At 56.7% G+C, this 16178-nt stretch carries 10 protein-coding genes and 4 pseudogenes; 3 read left to right on the top strand and 11 right to left on the bottom strand.

Translation table 11 applies throughout. The annotated features are described in order from the left end of the window. Positions 1 to 514: 514 nt before the first annotated feature. The 4 genes from FJV83_RS33855 to FJV83_RS33840 all read right to left on the bottom strand — a co-directional run bounded on the left by FJV83_RS33855 (position 515) and on the right by FJV83_RS33840 (position 5922). Complete coding sequence (locus tag FJV83_RS33855) at positions 515 to 2854, bottom strand: penicillin acylase family protein (protein ID WP_063170375.1); 2340 nt, start codon at positions 2852 to 2854, stop codon at positions 515 to 517. Positions 2855 to 3206: 352 nt separating this feature from the next. Continuing rightward, positions 3207 to 3950: an amino acid ABC transporter ATP-binding protein gene (locus FJV83_RS33850; RefSeq protein WP_135921822.1), complete on the bottom strand. Its 744-nt coding sequence runs from the start codon at positions 3948 to 3950 to the stop codon at positions 3207 to 3209. A gap of 94 nt (positions 3951 to 4044) precedes the next feature. Further along, complete coding sequence (locus FJV83_RS33845; RefSeq protein ID WP_063170377.1) at positions 4045 to 5019, bottom strand: amino acid ABC transporter permease; 975 nt, start codon at positions 5017 to 5019, stop codon at positions 4045 to 4047. A gap of 60 nt (positions 5020 to 5079) precedes the next feature. Continuing rightward, complete coding sequence (locus tag FJV83_RS33840) at positions 5080 to 5922, bottom strand: transporter substrate-binding domain-containing protein (RefSeq protein ID WP_063169318.1); 843 nt, start codon at positions 5920 to 5922, stop codon at positions 5080 to 5082. Positions 5923 to 6380: 458 nt separating this feature from the next. Here FJV83_RS33840 and FJV83_RS33835 point away from each other — a divergent pair. Together FJV83_RS33835 and FJV83_RS33830 are read left to right on the top strand one after the other, a co-directional pair. Then, positions 6381 to 6758: pseudogene (locus FJV83_RS33835) on the top strand (alanine dehydrogenase); the annotation flags it as partial. Between the two features lie 354 nt (positions 6759 to 7112). Next, positions 7113 to 8330 (top strand): serine hydrolase, encoded by a 1218-nt coding sequence (locus FJV83_RS33830; protein WP_063169320.1) that lies wholly within the window; start codon positions 7113 to 7115, stop codon positions 8328 to 8330. Positions 8331 to 8835: 505 nt separating this feature from the next. Here the strand turns inward: FJV83_RS33830 and FJV83_RS33825 are convergent. Further along, a pseudogene (locus FJV83_RS33825) lies at positions 8836 to 9222 on the bottom strand (transposase); the annotation flags it as partial. A gap of 269 nt (positions 9223 to 9491) precedes the next feature. Next, the gene (locus FJV83_RS33820; RefSeq protein ID WP_063169321.1) at positions 9492 to 11147 is read right to left on the bottom strand and encodes an MFS transporter; all 1656 of its coding nucleotides are present in this window, start codon (positions 11145 to 11147) and stop codon (positions 9492 to 9494) included. A 581-nt stretch (positions 11148 to 11728) separates the two neighbouring features. Between FJV83_RS33820 and FJV83_RS37335 the strand changes: the two are divergent. Then, positions 11729 to 11895: pseudogene (locus FJV83_RS37335) on the top strand (IS21 family transposase); the annotation flags it as partial. Between the two features lie 400 nt (positions 11896 to 12295). Here FJV83_RS37335 and FJV83_RS37625 read toward each other — a convergent pair. The 5 genes and pseudogenes from FJV83_RS37625 to FJV83_RS33800 form a co-directional block, all read right to left on the bottom strand. Beyond that, entirely contained in the window at positions 12296 to 12502 is a 207-nt protein-coding gene (locus tag FJV83_RS37625) for an SDR family oxidoreductase (RefSeq protein WP_199489648.1), read from the bottom strand. Next, a pseudogene (locus FJV83_RS37620) lies at positions 12490 to 12771 on the bottom strand (SDR family NAD(P)-dependent oxidoreductase); the annotation flags it as partial. The gene FJV83_RS37625 and the pseudogene FJV83_RS37620, both read right to left, overlap by 13 nt. A 27-nt stretch (positions 12772 to 12798) precedes the next feature. Then, on the bottom strand, positions 12799 to 12996 hold the full coding sequence (locus tag FJV83_RS37615) for an SDR family oxidoreductase (protein WP_063169323.1): 198 nt from the start codon (positions 12994 to 12996) through the stop codon (positions 12799 to 12801). A 739-nt stretch (positions 12997 to 13735) separates the two neighbouring features. Beyond that, complete coding sequence (locus tag FJV83_RS33805) at positions 13736 to 14629, bottom strand: polysaccharide deacetylase (RefSeq protein ID WP_224570030.1); 894 nt, start codon at positions 14627 to 14629, stop codon at positions 13736 to 13738. A 145-nt stretch (positions 14630 to 14774) separates the two neighbouring features. Continuing rightward, complete coding sequence (locus tag FJV83_RS33800; RefSeq protein ID WP_063169325.1) at positions 14775 to 16178, bottom strand: aspartate aminotransferase family protein; 1404 nt, start codon at positions 16176 to 16178, stop codon at positions 14775 to 14777.

Here is a 16178-nt window from a genome sequence, read left to right as displayed (position 1 = left end):
TCCATTCTTGAACTCGGCTCGACAATGATAGCGAACCCTGTTGACCGTCGCACTGTCAGTCTCGAATCAAGTGCTCTCCTACAGCAGATGCGATTATCGCCAATGCGTACTGGTAGCGCCCGAAGCGCGCGTTATCGGCAGCCGCCGAGGGCCGTGATGCGGCCGCGATCGAGCCTTGTAGTAACAGACGCGCTCTCCGGTGGTCGGGCCAGCACCTTACCCCTCTTCCCTATGGCCCCAAGGCAGAGCAATTGCCAATGCGGGACATCCCGCTTCTAAGTCTCCTGCAACATTATTGGAGGCCGCGACGGCCCTGCTCGTGACGATCAGGGGTGGTCGCCGCACACCAGCGGGATCATTGCCCCACAAGCGCATCCAGATTCCGGCCGGGCGTTCCGCTGTCAATATCAAAGTCGGCCGGCGGGCGCTAAAGTGTCGATCCTCACCTTGCCGCCAGGTGAGTTCGACCGATATGTTCCTGCTACAATGGTAAGCGGCCTATACTGTCGCATCCTCAACAGTCAGCGGGAGACAGGACGACCCTATGTTCGAGCTCCCTCCGTATGGACTCCTCTGAATATAACAAGGGCTTGTATTCGCCCCGTTGCCAATCGTGATTGAGGTCACGATAATGACTTGAGATCGGAACACCCGACTGACCTGGATTGTTAATAAAGAGACTGTCATCCCATGACCCAACGTCCATGATTATCCGCACTGACGGTCCTTCTGAAACAGAGAATTGGCCGCTTCGGTAACTCGAAAAATTGAGCGTTGAGCTACTTCCGCCGAGGGCTATGGCGCCCAACGACCATTGTTCAGACGTCAGTGCCTGCAGAGGGTGGCGCAAATCAAGCTTATGTATACTGCCCCATGCCCATGAGGCAGAATCGTCGCCAAATCGACATATGCATTCACTCCAGGCAGAAGTTAGGGATTCCATTATGGAATGCTTCAACTTTTCACTAGGCTCTGCCTGTTCGAGCCAAGAGGCTATGGCCGAAGGCTGTAAAGGCACGAGCAGTGCCAACACTTCATCGTCAGCGCTTTCTAAGCGAGCTACTGTCGGGCCAAGGTGTTTGCTAAGCCAAATCTCAAAGAACGCGGCGGCTGGCGAACTCGCATCCAAATGCCGGTCCCAGTTAGAAAATAAGTGCAACGCAGGCATGTTTGCAACCGAACCGAGAAGAGTGTCTAGTTTCGCAAGAATACGAACTGCTATCGGCGAATACACCGAACATTGCAGCGACATGCAGTCCCGCAACGAGATCTTCTCTGATCGTGAGAGAGTTGTATGAAGGGTATCATGTCTGCTGCTGTCAGACCACTCGTAGCCAAAAGCAGGATGCGATCTACTCCATTCCTCCGGAACATTCATTGCGTTGGCAGTGGCGACAAAACCTTTGGCGGGGTTCATCTCGAACGGCCCATCGTCCGGTGACAAATACCCTTCCCATTCGAACCGACCGTCTCCTGGAACCGGAAGCAGGCCGTCCCAATTTCTTCGGACCGGAGCCGCACCTGACGGTTTCCACGCAATTACATTCGACGTGTCCGCATAGATGTGATTAACTGAAGGACAACCCCAGTTTGCTAGACTGGAGGTGTATTCTGAAAATGTCTTAGAGCGCATTACGGCCAAGCTGGCCATGTAAGGTGCCATGCCGGGATCCATCCATACGGTTCTCAGTGCGAAGGCGCGGTCTTTTTCAGCATTTTGGTTTAAAATGGGTCCATGGCGTGTGAACTGAAGCTTTACCTCCTGGTCGGTGTGGGCGCGAACTGGAATTTTCTCGTGTATAGTCTTCACCTGCTCCCAGGCCCCTTTATATAAGTATTTATTTCCCTCACTCTTGGTTTCGTAAACATAAATATCTTCTTGGTCAGCGCCGAAAATAGTCAGACCAAAGGCGGCTGTCCCGTTGTGACCCATGGAGATTCCTGGGATCATAGGCTCTCCAGCGCCAATTACATCGAGCCCGGGCATACTCAGGTGTACAAGATACCTGATGGACGGAAGGACGTGCTTGCGATGCGGGTCTAGAGCAAGGATTGGTCGCTCCGTTGTGGTTTTTGTTGCGGATATGGCCCAGTTGTTTGAGCCCTCTTGGAACACCGTCTGCATGATCTCATCACTCGGTGTTACGCGGGTCCAACGGTCAGCTTCCTGAAGACTTGCTGCAAGTCTTTCCCTCGAGAATGAGACGGGACAGATTGCCAAGCGAAAATCCTGCAGTACTCGATCTGTCATAAAGGCGAGGTCAAGGCCCTCCGCTGGTCGTGGCGCTATCGGAGGTGACAATTCTTGTCTCAACCTGTCGAGGCGGGTACCTCGTTCCACACCTGCCAATGCCATCACCCTGCAGCGCAGAAGCTCCGAAATCGCATTTCGGGTTAGTGAGTGCGTTCGCACGCGAACGACGTCTTCGGGTTTCCAATAGTCGGGAGTGTGACCGAGGAGGCCAAACTCGGGTGGCAAGGCAATCAAACCGTCATGGCAACTGTCTACGTAGGAATTGATCCCCTCGGCAAACGCTGAGCATATCTCTTCGGAATCCGGGCCGTACGCCTGCCATTCTGCACTCATGGCTCCGCGAAATAAAAAGAGACGCGCCGCCCGATCCTGCTCCAAATATCCGGGGCCAAAGTCTCGTGACAGGAGACCGAGACCTCGTTTGCGCGCAATATCAATTTGCCAGAGGCGGTCTCGAGCTGCATTCCAACCCTGCGCGAAAAATAGGTCGTGCAAGTTCTGAGCCTTGATATGAGGAACCCCCCATTTATCAATGTCGATCGTGACCTCACTCTTAAGCTTGTCGGAGCTGTGGCGGTCGAAGGTTATGTTCTTTAACATGTGTTGATCCGTTTGGTTCACCCAAAGATGGTCGGGAATCTGCCAGAGGACGACGTCTGCAGATTGTGGTCGGTTGCGGGCAGAGGGTTGAGGCCGCACTCTTGCAACCTGATCATGTGTGGCGAGCCAATCCTCAGCGCGCCTGGACGCGAACTGGCACGGTGGGCTGCGCACAAGCTCAGCGGGATCCTACTCTCGCGCTTCCGGGAACGAGGCGCTTGCCGAGAACGCTCTGATGTATGTCAGCCAATACGTACGAATACAATATCCGCACATGTTGTCTCGCTGGCCTGAGGCAACGCATTCGATACACAGTAACTCGGTCGAACGGCCTCGTTGAAGGATGGCTCCCTCAATGCGACAAGATCTGGCTGAGAAACAATTTCGTTCTTTCGTGCTGCGGGTTTCTGAAGAAGTCGTGCGGTGTACCCTCTTCGACGATCTCACCTCGATCCATGAAGATTACTCGATCGGCCACGGCGCGCGCAAAGCCCATCTCGTGGGTGACGCATACCATGGTCATGCCGTCGCGTGCGAGTCCGGTCACAGTCTCGAGCACTTCAGCGACCATCTCTGGATCGAGCGAGGAGGTCGGCTCATCGAAGAGCATGACTGCAGGCTCCATACAGAGGGACCGGGCAATTGCGACGCGCTGCTGCTGTCCCCCGGAGAGCTGAGCCGGATATTTGTTCGCCTGTTCGGGAATGCGCACGCGCTCTAGGAATTTAAGCGCGATCTTTCTAGCCTCACCCTCTGGAACGCCCTTTATCCACATCGGCGCCGCCATACAGTTCATCAGCACGGTCATGTGCGGGAAAAGATTAAAGTGCTGAAAAACCATGCCGACGCTTTTGCGAACTTCAGCTACGTTGCGCATTTTGTTATGTAACCTAATCCCAGTGACGGTAATCTCGCCATCCTGGTGCGCTTCGAGCCGATTGACGCAACGGATCAGCGTCGACTTTCCCGAGCCTGAGGGCCCACAGATGACGATACGTTCGCCCTTGCGGACGGTTAGGTTGATGTCAGTTAGTGCTCTGAAGGCACCATACCATTTGGATACATTCTTAGCTTCGATGACTTCGTCGCTCAATATTGCATCTCTCTTGTTCATTGGCGCATCTGTAAGTGCCTTGAAAATGGCCGAACCAACTTAGACGTCTTTTTTAGCTTGACCAATGAATTCACGATCATCGCTTCTTACTTCTGGCAAAATGGTCCTCGATCCGGGATTGGACCAGTTCCAGGCAGGCGGATAAAATCCAATAAATCATTGCCGCTGTTACTAGCATCTCCATAGTATGGAAGGTTGGCTGGCCGAGTGAGTGAGCTAGATACGTCAGCTCCCAAACGCCAAGAACCGAAACGAGAGAGCTGTCTTTGAGCATTGAGATGAACGTGTTTCCCATCGGGGGAATGATAACCGGAAGCGCTTGCGGCAGAATGATTCTGCGCATTGTGAGCGCAAAGCCGAAACCTAATGACCGGGATGCCTCCCACTGGCCGCGATCGATGCTGGCTATGCCCGAACGGAAGATCTCCGTCATGTAGGCACCACTGCATAGCGAAAGCGCCAACACGCCTGCAGGCACGGCATTAATAACGTAACCTACCTGGGGCAAGCCCATGTAGATCAGATAAACCTGCATGAGAAGCGGCAGACCCCGGAAGCATGAAGTGTAGAAGCTGACTATCGCGTAAGCCATGCCGTTGCTTGACAGTTTCGCAATCGCGCCGATTATTGCGATAGCCGACGCAAATAGCAGTGACATCGCTGATACGTAAACTGTAGTAACTACCCCCTGCGTAATTAGAAATGGCAGGTTTGCCCAAATAAATGGCATGCTTAAGTCAAATGCCGCGAAGAGCGAAAGGAACAGTAGCACCAACTCAAACCATACGATCCCGATTTGGATTTTGAGCGGGACAAAACCAATCAGCACGAGGTTGAGGCAGAACATTGCGGCAATTACAAAAGCGATCGCAATGCGACTGTAAAACTTCACTTGTGCGTGATCGCCAATCACGGGCCGTAGGAGTTCGCCCATCGTGGTGCCCGCTACGTTGAAGATAAGAAAAACCGCGAGCACAATTGCAAATATGCAGCCGATAAACCATGGCTTGTGGACGAGCACCTCAGATTCAACTGTATCGTGGTAAAGCATAAGCATTTTCTTCCTAAGAAGAGGCGCCCCCGGGAAGGGGACGCCCACGATTGTGTCATGTTATTTATCGACGCTGAAATCCCCCCCGAACCACTTGACCGAGAGTTTAGCAAGAGTGCCGTCATCCTTCATCTTCTTGACCGCGGCAGCGACCTTGTCGATAAACTCCTTATCGCCACGCTCGATTGTGACAGCGCCCGGGGCGTAGAATAAGGGATCGCCAATAACCTTCAATGGATAGCCAGATTTGATTGCCGCAGCCGCCGTCGTTCCTTCAGTAATGACGCCATCGAGACGAACACCATCGCCGAGGCGCAGGTCGTCAAGCGTAAGAGAGTTAGCACTTGGATAAGCCTTCACTTGGCCCGCTGTAAATTGATATTGTATTGGCTTAGCGCCGATCCATGCCGGTGTGAGCTTGTGATTGGCATACAAATCGCCAAGAGTTCCCGCTCGGACGCCGACGATCTTGCCCTCCAGGTCGGAAGGCTTCGTCGCTTTGCTATCCTTGTGAACGACAGCGACTTCGCCTTCGTAGAAGTACATGGCCGGGAAGGCGAATTTTTTGGCGCGATCGTTGGTCGGCGTCATTTGACCCATGGCCATGTCCCAACGCCCCCCCCACTGGCCTGCCTGAATGATATCCCAGCCCGGGGTCACGAATTTGATCTTCACGCCCAAGTAGTCCGCAATGCCCTTCGCGACCTCTACATCATCACCGTCGAGTTCATGTTGGTCGTTCAAGTGAGACAAGGCTCCCCAGTCGGACCCGACCGCTACCGTCAATGTCTGTGCCGCGAGCACACGATCAAGGACTTCGCCGGCGCAAGCCTTGGCTGACAAAGACATCGACGCAACCGCCATGGAGACTGCAACTACGACCGTCGTTACATGATTGTTCATCTATAGTTCCCTTTTTTCTCGTTCTTATTTTCTTGAAAGCTACCTTCGTCGCCACCGAGAGGAGTGTCTTAGCGGTGCGCCATTGCTCCCTGCTGATTGGACCCATCCCGGTCCGTCATTTAACGAACGACACCTTATCGCTCTGCATTGTTGGCATTCAGCGAAATCGAGTTCGATGATGCAGGTTTCCTGCGAACTACCCTTGGCTTTCGCCGGATCGCTCTGGCGATTTCACAAAGCACGGATACCCTGGCCTCAGAGAGGTCGGCGAACTCGCCAACTCGCTGGACTCCGAAGGCTGCAGATTGCATCGCCACAAGACGTCTTGTTTGGAAGGATCTAAACTGGACTGGCGCGTTGAATTACACCTTGCAGGGCTGACTCTGGTCACGTGGGAACTGCGGTCCAAGCCCCTCTCTCTCCCTAATCTCGACCTCCCTAATCTCGACCTCCCTAATCTCGACGACCTCTTCGCCGGCCGTGTGCGCACCCGCTACTCAACCGTCGGGGCGCTCGAGGAAGAATGCTTCTCTGCCGACATCGTGGTCGGGGCCGTGCTGATCGCCGGTGCTGCCGCGCCAAAGCTCGTCACCCGCGAAATGATGTCCGGCATGAAGAAGGGCTCGGAGCTGGTCGACGTCGCTATTGACCAGGGCGGTTGCTTCGAGACGTCGCATGCGACGACTCAAGCCGAGCCCACCTACGAAGGCGACGGCGTTATCCACTATCGCGTCGCCAACATGCAGAGTCGCCCATGCCATTTCGCGATTTCTTGCCTTGCGAGTTCGCACGTATCCCTCTGGGTCAACATCGTTGATAGACCAGAGAATTTTTGACTCATCGTAGCTCGGACAGCGGAGACGCGTTACAATTGTCAACCCGTTCGGACCCGGTTTAATCGAGATGTACTCGGCATACTGCGCATGATGGCTCATGCCTCTTGTAGCTGGAAGCGTTCGGCAAGTTAGGTCCTACTTGCCACGCGAGAGCGGGGCCGCAAGTATGCGCCGGCCGCAATACAACGCTGATTTGCTGCGTTGTCGAGGACATTTCGCATAGAATGCGCGCCTGCCGCTGCTATGATCATAACATGTTGTGATTTAGTCCAGTCCGAACTCCCGAGGTTGGGTCGCAACTCTCGATAGCCAGCTGGCGCCGGGGGCGCCTAGGCATGAAATTGGATCCCATGTATGACAGAATTCAAACAACGGCAAACCGTCGGTAACGCGTCGGAGAGCGTACTCGAATTCGACGGACAGCAATACCTGGACGGCCGTGCATCGGATCCTCGCGAATTTGGCTGGATGCGCGGTGCGCCGCCGCCGCCAGACAAGCGTGTAACATTCGAGAATGAAACTGTTTGGACCTTTCCTCAGCTTCGCTGGTCGCTATCGCATATGCGTGAGCTGCGGCCCACAGTCCAAGTGTGGCGAGGGCGGGGCGGACCGTCGCAGCTTGAGTGCAGCAACAGGTCTACCGAAATCGATGGGCTCACGTTCGTCGACATGGACGACCGCACCAACCGGTTCGAGGAGGCGCTATTCGACACCTACACCGACGGCATTTTGGTCCTGCATCGGGGGCGGATCATATACGAACGATACTTCGGCGCACTCGCGCCGCACGTACAACATTCGTGTCAGTCAATCACCAAATCGTATGCGGGCACCCTAGCCGCGGCGTTGGTGCATGAGGGCATTCTCGACGACAGGAAGACAATATCGCAGTTTGTGCCGGAATTACGAGGTACAGGGTGGGAAGATGCAACGCTCCGCCAAGTCATGGACATGCAAACTAACGTTGCTTTTACTGAAGATTACACAAGTGTAGACAAGTCATATAGATGCGAATACCTGCGTACCATACGAAAGGAAGGGGCGCACGGCAAATTTGTCTACAAAGGCGTCGATACCAATGTTATGGCTTGGGTTATGTCGCGCGCAACGGGCCGGTCGTTCGCACAACTGTTGGAGGAGCGCTTATGGTTGCCACTGGGCTGCGAAGAAGACGCCTATGTCGAGATCGACCCGACAAACGGTATGCCGAGGGCGCATAGCGGACTCAATGTGACGTTGCGCGACTTGGCGCGTTTCGGCGAGCTGATGCGATGTGAAGGCTCGTGTAATGGCAAGCAACTGGTTCCCGCGAGTGTTGTCTACGACCTTCAAGATCTCGACCACCCCGCCAAGCCGGACCTCCCATTCGGCTATACATACCGAAGCCAATGGTGGGTATCACACGACGAGCTTGATGCTATTGAAGGTCGGGGCCTTTACGGCCAGAACCTGTACATAGCGCCAAAGGCGGAGATGGTGATTGCGCGCTTCGGGTCGCACCCCGCTTGCGACCACATTGATCGGATTAGAAGGCCGCAGATGCAGGCATTGGGGAGGATGCTCCGCGCGTAACTTGATGCACTAGACGGTCACCGCGCTTGTTTAGGAATTTCCTGCAAATTCGCGGTTGAAGAACTGGGGCGCCTACGCCGAATTCCTGCGTTCGGCTAGGGGGCAATTGGCGCAAAAGGCCTGTAGACGCTGCTACGCTTATGAAGTAAATACCAGAAGCCTCGCTTCCCATATGCATAATGCAGACCGATCTGGCTCGCTTTTGCTGAGGAAACAATGATCACCGAACATTGCATATTGATTGGGGCCGTCGCGACTTTGTATTGCGAGAATGGAACCGGTGGACCTATTGTATTCTTGCATGGTGCCGCTTTCGGGCTTATCCGTCAGCTTGACCTGAAACAAAACCCAACCCAAACATCAACGAGACCCAGGATCAGACCGAAAAATGGCCGCCTTCAAATCGGAATGCTGGCCGGAATGAAATCGGAATGACTGGCCGGCTTCAAATCGGAATCGGTGGCCGGCTTCATCGGAATACGCAGGCAATGGTATCGGCATCAGTGGCAGCGCTCTTGCGCTGCTTCTGGACGGTGAGATCGGCGGTTACCTGGGAAAGCCGGGCGACCAGCGCCTTGAGCCGCTGCTGGGCCGCGCTCGGCGGCAGCGTCGGCTGCAGCCGTTTGACCTCGCTATAGCGGGCGATGACGGCGGCGTCGATCCTGTCGGTCTTCTCCAGGAAGCCCATCGCCTCGGCGAATCAGCGTACGCTCCTCGCATTGGCCATGCCGCAGGCTACTCCCAACTCCCACGACAGCAGGAAGGGAAGCCGTTCGTAGCCGCCACTGGCCTCCATGACGACGAGCTCGACACCATTGACCTAACACCAGGCAGCAAGCTCGGCTATGCCTGCCGCATCGTTGCGAAAGCGGCCCGCCGCTCCGCTCGGCACGACATGGGTATCGAGCCAGTCTTTCGAAACATCCACTCCACAGATAGTCTTGTTCACGGTAACCTGCCTTGTGCGTGCGATTGGAGCCAAGCGACTATTCGGTCGTACGTGACGAAGGCGAAGATCCCAGGCTCACCCACGGTTGTGGCCGGAGGGGTGTCGGGCGACTTCGCCTTGCTTCGAACCGGATGGCCATCCGGTTCGAGGCTCAGTCGCTTCCATCGCACAAAGTCCTCTGCGTGCAGATACAAGGGGTTAACCTCGAAGAGTCAGTGTCGGAGAAAATAACGTGCTGATTCATCGGACTTTAGGGCCGAGCTTGTTGGTCGCTCGATAAAAAGCATGATTTTAGGCGGAAGCTGTCCTGCATGCAATTTCAGCACTTGTTTACCCAATTCCTTGTCTGCTTCCGTGAGACGATGGTTCAGGCGAAGGTAGTCGGTCCAGGTCGGCGTGCGGAATGTCTCTATCCATTGCATAGGCTCCTGAAGGTTGCGCTGGAGAGTCCAATGACGAGCGCCGACGCGACTGTGCACATGCCGGCGCGCCCGCATGAGTTCCAGGAATGCTTCGCGATTTTCCTCGGGCACTAGGTACTCGACTTTGACCACGATGGGACCGCTTCTTGGCTTGAGATTGAGGGCGACTGCCGGTGCGTCGAAGTCCTCCAAAGCATCTGGATCGGATTCGCGGCGCTCGCGAAGGGGAAACAGGAGGCCCGTGGCGGCGACCAGCAGAAGGGCTCCAGCGGAGCCCTCCAGTGCCAAGGTCAGTGAATGGTTCTGGGCCACCGTGCCCCACACCCAACTGCCCGCTGCGATGCCGCCATCGATCAATGCATAGTAAATCGAGATGGTGCGCCCCACGACCCAGCGCGGGCTTGCCAGTTGCACGGTCACGCCGACCCCGGACCAGGCGGTGACCCAGCCCGCGCCACCCATGGCGAGTGCAATTGCCGCCACTGCAATCGAAGAAGTCAGCGCAAGCGAAAGGGAGCATGCCGCGCAGGCGACGCATGCGAGCGTCATCAGCCGCTCTTGTGACAAGCTCCGTCTGAACACGCTGTTCGAGATGCCGGCGAAGACGGCGCCTGTCCCGAATCCGGCCATGAGCGTGCCATAGGCGAGCGGTCCGCCTCCCAGCTGGTCGCGGACAACCAGCGGCAGCAGCGCGAGAATGGCGATGCTCGCCAGACCAAAGAGGGTTCCGCGAGTGATCGCCGTCTTAATCTCCGACGACATCGCCGTGAAGCGTAGCCCGTCATAGATCGCCGTCCTCATCGACTCACGTGGGAGAGGTGATGAGCGAACCATCCACTTGCAGCGCCATATGGTTACCAAAGGGACCAGATAGGTAAGACTGGTTACGGCGAAAGCCGTCATCAGCCCAAAAGAGGCAACTACTATGCCACCGAGCGCCGGGCCTACGGTCCGAACAGTGTTGAAGCCAACGGAGAGGAGCGTGACGGCGGCGGGAACGTCGCGTCGGTTCACCATATCGCCAACCGAGGCCTGCCAGGCTGGATCGTGGAGAGCGCCGCCGCATGCGATCAAGAAGCTGAAGCCGAGGATCATCCACGGATCGACAAAGCCCAGCACCACAAAAGCCGTCAGCATCGCAGATGCCAATACCATAAGGCACCGGCCGGCGAACATGACCCGGCGCCGGCTGAAATTATCAGCCAAGGCCCCGGCGAAGACGGATAAGATGAACGCTGGCAGGTTTGAAGAAGCCTGAACCAGCGCGACCATCAGATCGGAAGTCGAAATCGTAGCCATCAGCCAGCTGATGGCAACAGTCTGCATCAACCAGCCGAGCGAGCTGACCTGCGTGGCGAACCAGATTGAACGAAAGCTCGGATTTCTGAGGGGCGCAAATGCTCCTGGCGAATTTGGATCGGCGACTTGGTCCGCAAGACTGCTCATCAATCTAACTCTTGCCTATGAGCCAGTTTTACATTGCTCCGACAGCCAGCAGCCGCCCAACCCGTTGAAGGTCCGAATCGGCCAATGTGCGCAAATAGTTACAACGCCCGGCAGGAGATTGAACTCGCTGCCGGGCCGATGCGCCTTGGGAGGAGGCGTAGTTGGAACCTTTGTGAAGACTTGGAACCAGCCGCATCAGGCCAGCCTACACTTACAATATGAGGATCAGACCACTCCAGGATTTTAGTGCATTGAATGGGTACTCTTCCAGCAATCCTCGCCAACAAATGCAGGAGATCGGCGTCGAGCTCCTAAATCTGCATAATATCGGTGATTCGCGGGCGAGCAGTGCAGTGGGCACATTCTCCAAGCTAAACGCTGAACGGGCTTTTTGCTTCTCAAATCGCCATAACAGGGAGAGATGGGCAAATACTACTTCAATATGCTCCCAAGGACGCTGAGTTGACTGCAGCCTCAGCAGAGCTCTCCGCGTGCCTTTTTGCGGCTCCCCGCGGTGCTCGCGCCCGCCGCGCCTGCAAAGGCTTTCCTCAACAGTCGTTCAGTTCGAGCAGCCTTTGCCAACTCTGACTCAAAAGCTGCCCGACTGGATTGACGGCCTCAGCTTCTTCGGCGGGTCACTGAGGCGATCCGTCTGCTACAACCTGGTGTGGCCAAGGCGCTGTGGTTCGCGCCGACGCTGAACGCGACCGTTGCGACAATGACCGAGCAGTACGACACTGCCATATTGATCGCTGGGAAGCGCGCGAAGGGTAAATTCAACTTGCCCACCACCGCGATCAAATGTGCGCCGGGTAATGGCGCCGCTAACAGGATCGACCACCGGAACCGGTTACCGGCAGAGTCGGTCTGCATCCGGGAATTGCAGGGCCATCCTGTGTATAGGCTTAAATTGCGCTATTCTTCTCTACTGTGACAGGCGGGAGCCGCCGTCGACGGGGATCACTGCGCCCGAGACGTAGAACGCGTCGTCCGAAGCAGGAAGGCGATCACCGCCGCCTGCTCCTCCGGCGAGGAGACGCGCTCGAGCGGATTGGCGCGACCATCAGGCGTTGGTAGCTGCGTACGTGCAGCGCTCGAGTCATGTCGGTGGGGACCACGCCGGGCGCCACCGCATTCACGGTTATACCCTACAGGCCCTGCTCGCCGGCCTGCTGGAGCGTGAGATACGCGATCCCGGCCTTGGCCACCGAATAGCCTACCGTTCCGGGATAGCCCGTAAGCCCGAGGATCGAGCTGACATTAATGATCCGCCCGCCCGGCTGGCGCATCCGCGGCCGCAACTCGCGGGTCAGGCTGATGACTGCACGCAAGTTGATATCGATCAGCGGGAACAAAAGGCATCGTCAGTATCGGCGAGCGACTTCGAACCGCCAATGCCGGCATTGTTCACGAGGACGTCGAGCGTCTCGATCCTTGCGGCATCCAAGGCGGCCAGAACCCGCCCTGCGGCGTCGGGCATGGCCAGATCGCAGACGAGCGCCGTCTGGCCAAGGCCCGCAGCTGTGTCGTGCACTTTATCCAGAACATCCACTAGCAACACCCACGCCTCTTCCGAGCCAAGCCACGCCGCTGTTGCGGCACCGATCCCGCGCGCCGCGCCGGTGACGACGACAGTGTTTCTGACCGGAGCTTAGGCAAGGCTGCCTCCGTCGACCGTAAGCGCGGCGCCGATGGTGAAGCCCGCCGCATCGTCCAGCAGATAGCCGACAGCTGTCGCCACCTCGGACGGCAACCCCATTCGGCCCATCGGATGCGCAGCGATGATCTTCGTCCGGCGCTCGACCTGTGCCGCTTCTCCCCGGGCGAAGGCGACGCCGGCCTCGGCCAACGGCTGGCGATGGTTCCGGGGCAGACACAGTTTGCGCGGATATTTCTGCCGCGTGGTTCAGCGCCAGCGTGCGAGTCATCATCACAACCGCCGCCTTGGTCACCGAATAGATCGGCACGTCCTTCGAGGCCTGCAGACCAGCAGTCGAGCTGAAGAGCACCACCGATCCGCGGCCAAGCTCGCGCATCTGCGGGATGCAGCTTGCAGATTCGCCAAATGGCCCCGACGTTGAAGCTGAACATGGCTTCGTACCCTTCACGTCTATCAGCCGCTTCATCGCACCGTAATGCCAGCGGCCGCGACCAAGCCCTCAACCGGCCGGCCAAAGCTCTCGCGGGCGAGGTCGACCAGCCCTTCCAGCATCGCCGGATCGGTCACGTCGCAGACAACTCAACGGGCACCAGGACAGGCGGCCAGAGTTTGGTCCAGAGCCTCTTGCGACAGGTCAGCCAACACCAAATCCGCTCCACCCGCCGCCAGCAGTTTGGCACTGGCCGGGCCAAGCGCGCCACCCGCCGGTAATCAGCACCGTTTTTCCGGCAAAGGTCGTGTCAATCAAGATTGTAGTCCTCCTCCAAGATAAGAACTCCCACTGTACCCGCTCTGAAAGCGAATACCGGACAGCGGATGATCCGCGTCATTCCAAATCCATTGGTGACCGCCGCAACGGTCGAGGCGCAGGACGGCTTGCGCCGCCCCAAGAACACCGCACTCTACCGGCGTTCCTGTCTGAGAGTTTTCAGAGACATGAGGACGCACGCTCGGCGACCTGATGATGTGTGGCGAACCAAACGTCACCCTTTGCTTTGGCGCGTCGAATTAATTCTTCTACGATCCAGATCCGTGAGCGATATCCAATGACGTGTGGATGCAGAGTCAGCTGAAATAAATCGGCATCTTGATAGGCCCCTTCGAACTCCCGAATAAATACAGAAAGCACGTCGTCGACTGATAAATCTGGCCGTGAAGACCCATCGGGACTCATCCAAAGATAAGTGGCATCGTCTCGAATCCATTCGACCGGTATTTCAATCACTCCCGTGGGTTCCTCGTCTTCCAGCAGCTCATAGCAACTATCATCGGCCATAAGGGATGAGTCGTATGTCAATCCGGTTTCACGTATGATCCGTAGAGTTGCGTCGGAAAAATCCCAGGAAGGCGTTCGAATTCCCGTCGGGCGTTTGGAAGTGATTTTTTCAAGAGTGTCGGCACTCCTCATCATTAAAGAGCGCTCGCTCTCTGCGCTCAGTTCCGAGTTTAGCTCGTGTATCCAGCCGTGCATGCCAATTTCATGGCCTTCATCGACAACTGCGCGTTGCTCGTCTGGATACAACTGAGCGATCACAGCGGGAACGAAAAAACTCGCCGGAACGTCGTACTTTCTCAAGAGTTCCAAAGCCCGAGGCATCCCTCGTCGGCTCCCGTACTGACCCCAGGATAATCTGCTTAGCGATCGCCCTCCCCTGCGCAATTCGTTCGACTCATGATCGACGTCGAACGAGATGGCGAAGGCACAGCGTTTACCGCCGGGCCACATTGGTCTTAGTGCCTTGCCCGCTCTGACTTTGTTGATGCGCCGCCGCCAATGGCTTTCAGGCCATTCCCAGGGATTGAGTGCGGTCGAATTGGCCACCAGTTCCTCCTGAGCAGTGTCTGCATTGAATTCCGCCGAAAACTCAATGAGCGGAACGCGGCACCAGCTCAGCTGGCAGCCCCGCAAGCCGATCAGGCCGTCGCTTGAGTTTGCGCCTTGATTACGACAAGATGGCCCAACTCATTCAGATTTTCTCACTCTCGCGAACAAGCTCATCCATAACCGAGCGCACGGCGCTTTCTGCGATTGCAACAATCTCCTCCGCCTCAGCTTTGGTTGTAACCAGCGGCGGAGCAAAGCCCAAAATGTCCCCGTGCGGCATGGCCCGAGCGATAAGACCACGGTCACGGGCGGCCTTCGAGATTCGCGCACCTACCTTGAGCGCCGGATCGAAACGCTTCCGATTGTCGCGATCGGCAACGAACTCGATTGCGCCCATAAGACCGACGCCCCGCACTTCGCCGACGATCGGCAACTGCGCGAACCTCTCCTGCAACTGCGCCTGGAAAAACGCGCCGACGTCACGCGCATTGCCGGGGAGGTCTTCTTTCTCGACAATATCGAGGACCGCGTTGGCCGCGGCGGCGCCGATCGGATGACCAGAGTAGGTGTAGCCGTGCGAGAATGCCCCGACCTTGTCGGCTCCATCCTCCAGGACTTTATACACCTTCTCACCGACGATTGCCGCTGAAAGCGGGAAGTAGGCCGACGTCAAACCTTTAGCGATCGTGATGAGGTCTGGCTCGATGCCATAGTGCTGTGAGCCGAACATGGAACCGGTGCGGCCGAACCCTGTGATCACTTCATCGGCAATCAGCAGCACATCATGTTTTTTGAGGACCGTCTGTACCGCTTCCCAATAGCCTTCCGGCGGAGGCGTGATACCACCTGTGCCGAGGACGGGCTCGCCAATGAAGGCGCCGACGTTGTCCGGGCCGAGCCGCTCGATCAACTGATCAAGCTCGGCGGCGCGGCGAGCGGAGAATTCGCGCTCGGTTTCGCCCGGGGTTGCGCCCCAGTAATGATGTGGAACACCCGTGTGAACAATCTGCGGAAGTGGCAGGTCCATGTGGTCGTGATAAAAGCTCATGCCCGTCATCGAGCCCGACACGACGCTGCAGCCGTGATAGCCGCGTTCACGGGAGATGATCTTCTTTTTGGTCGGCTTGCCACGCAGGTTGTTGTAGTACCAAACAAGCTTGGCCTGGGTCTCGTTCGCATCCGAGCCGGACATGCCATAGAACACCTTGCTCATCTTGCCCGGCGCCATCTTCACAAGGCGATCGGAGAGGATCGCAAGCTCGTCGGTCGTGTGCGCCGCATAGGAGTGGTAATACGCCAAGCGATAGGCCTGACGCGAGATCGCATCGGCGACTTCCGTGCGGCCATACCCGACATTGACGCAGTATAGGCCGGCAAAGCCATCGATAAATTGGTTGCCATGCGCGTCCTGGATGCGGATCCCCTTCCCTGTCACCACGATCGTTGGGTCGCCGAGCTTGCCAGTGGCGAAATCTTTAAGCTGAGTGAAAGGATGCAAGACCGAGTTGCGGTCCTTTTCGGTGATCTCTTTGATGTTGATGGTCAT

The organism is Mesorhizobium sp. WSM4307 (genome assembly GCF_007003945.1).
GTDB lineage: Bacteria > Pseudomonadota > Alphaproteobacteria > Rhizobiales > Rhizobiaceae > Mesorhizobium.
The sequence above is the reverse complement of the archived record's forward strand: the minus strand, read 5'-3'. Positions and strand labels throughout refer to the sequence as shown.

Bases quoted from the DNA above. Each gene is read 5' to 3' on its own strand.
- FJV83_RS33855 (WP_063170375.1), bottom strand. From the start codon at position 2,854: ATGTTAAAGAACATAACCTTCGACCGCCACAGCTCCGACAAGCTTAAG.
- FJV83_RS33845 (WP_063170377.1), bottom strand. From the start codon at position 5,019: ATGCTTTACCACGATACAGTTGAATCTGAGGTGCTCGTCCACAAGCCA.
- FJV83_RS33840 (WP_063169318.1), bottom strand. From the start codon at position 5,922: ATGAACAATCATGTAACGACGGTCGTAGTTGCAGTCTCCATGGCGGTT.
- FJV83_RS33830 (WP_063169320.1), top strand. From the start codon at position 7,113: ATGACAGAATTCAAACAACGGCAAACCGTCGGTAACGCGTCGGAGAGC.
- FJV83_RS33820 (WP_063169321.1), bottom strand. From the start codon at position 11,147: ATGAGCAGTCTTGCGGACCAAGTCGCCGATCCAAATTCGCCAGGAGCA.
- FJV83_RS33800 (WP_063169325.1), bottom strand. From the start codon at position 16,178: ATGACCATCAACATCAAAGAGATCACCGAAAAGGACCGCAACTCGGTC.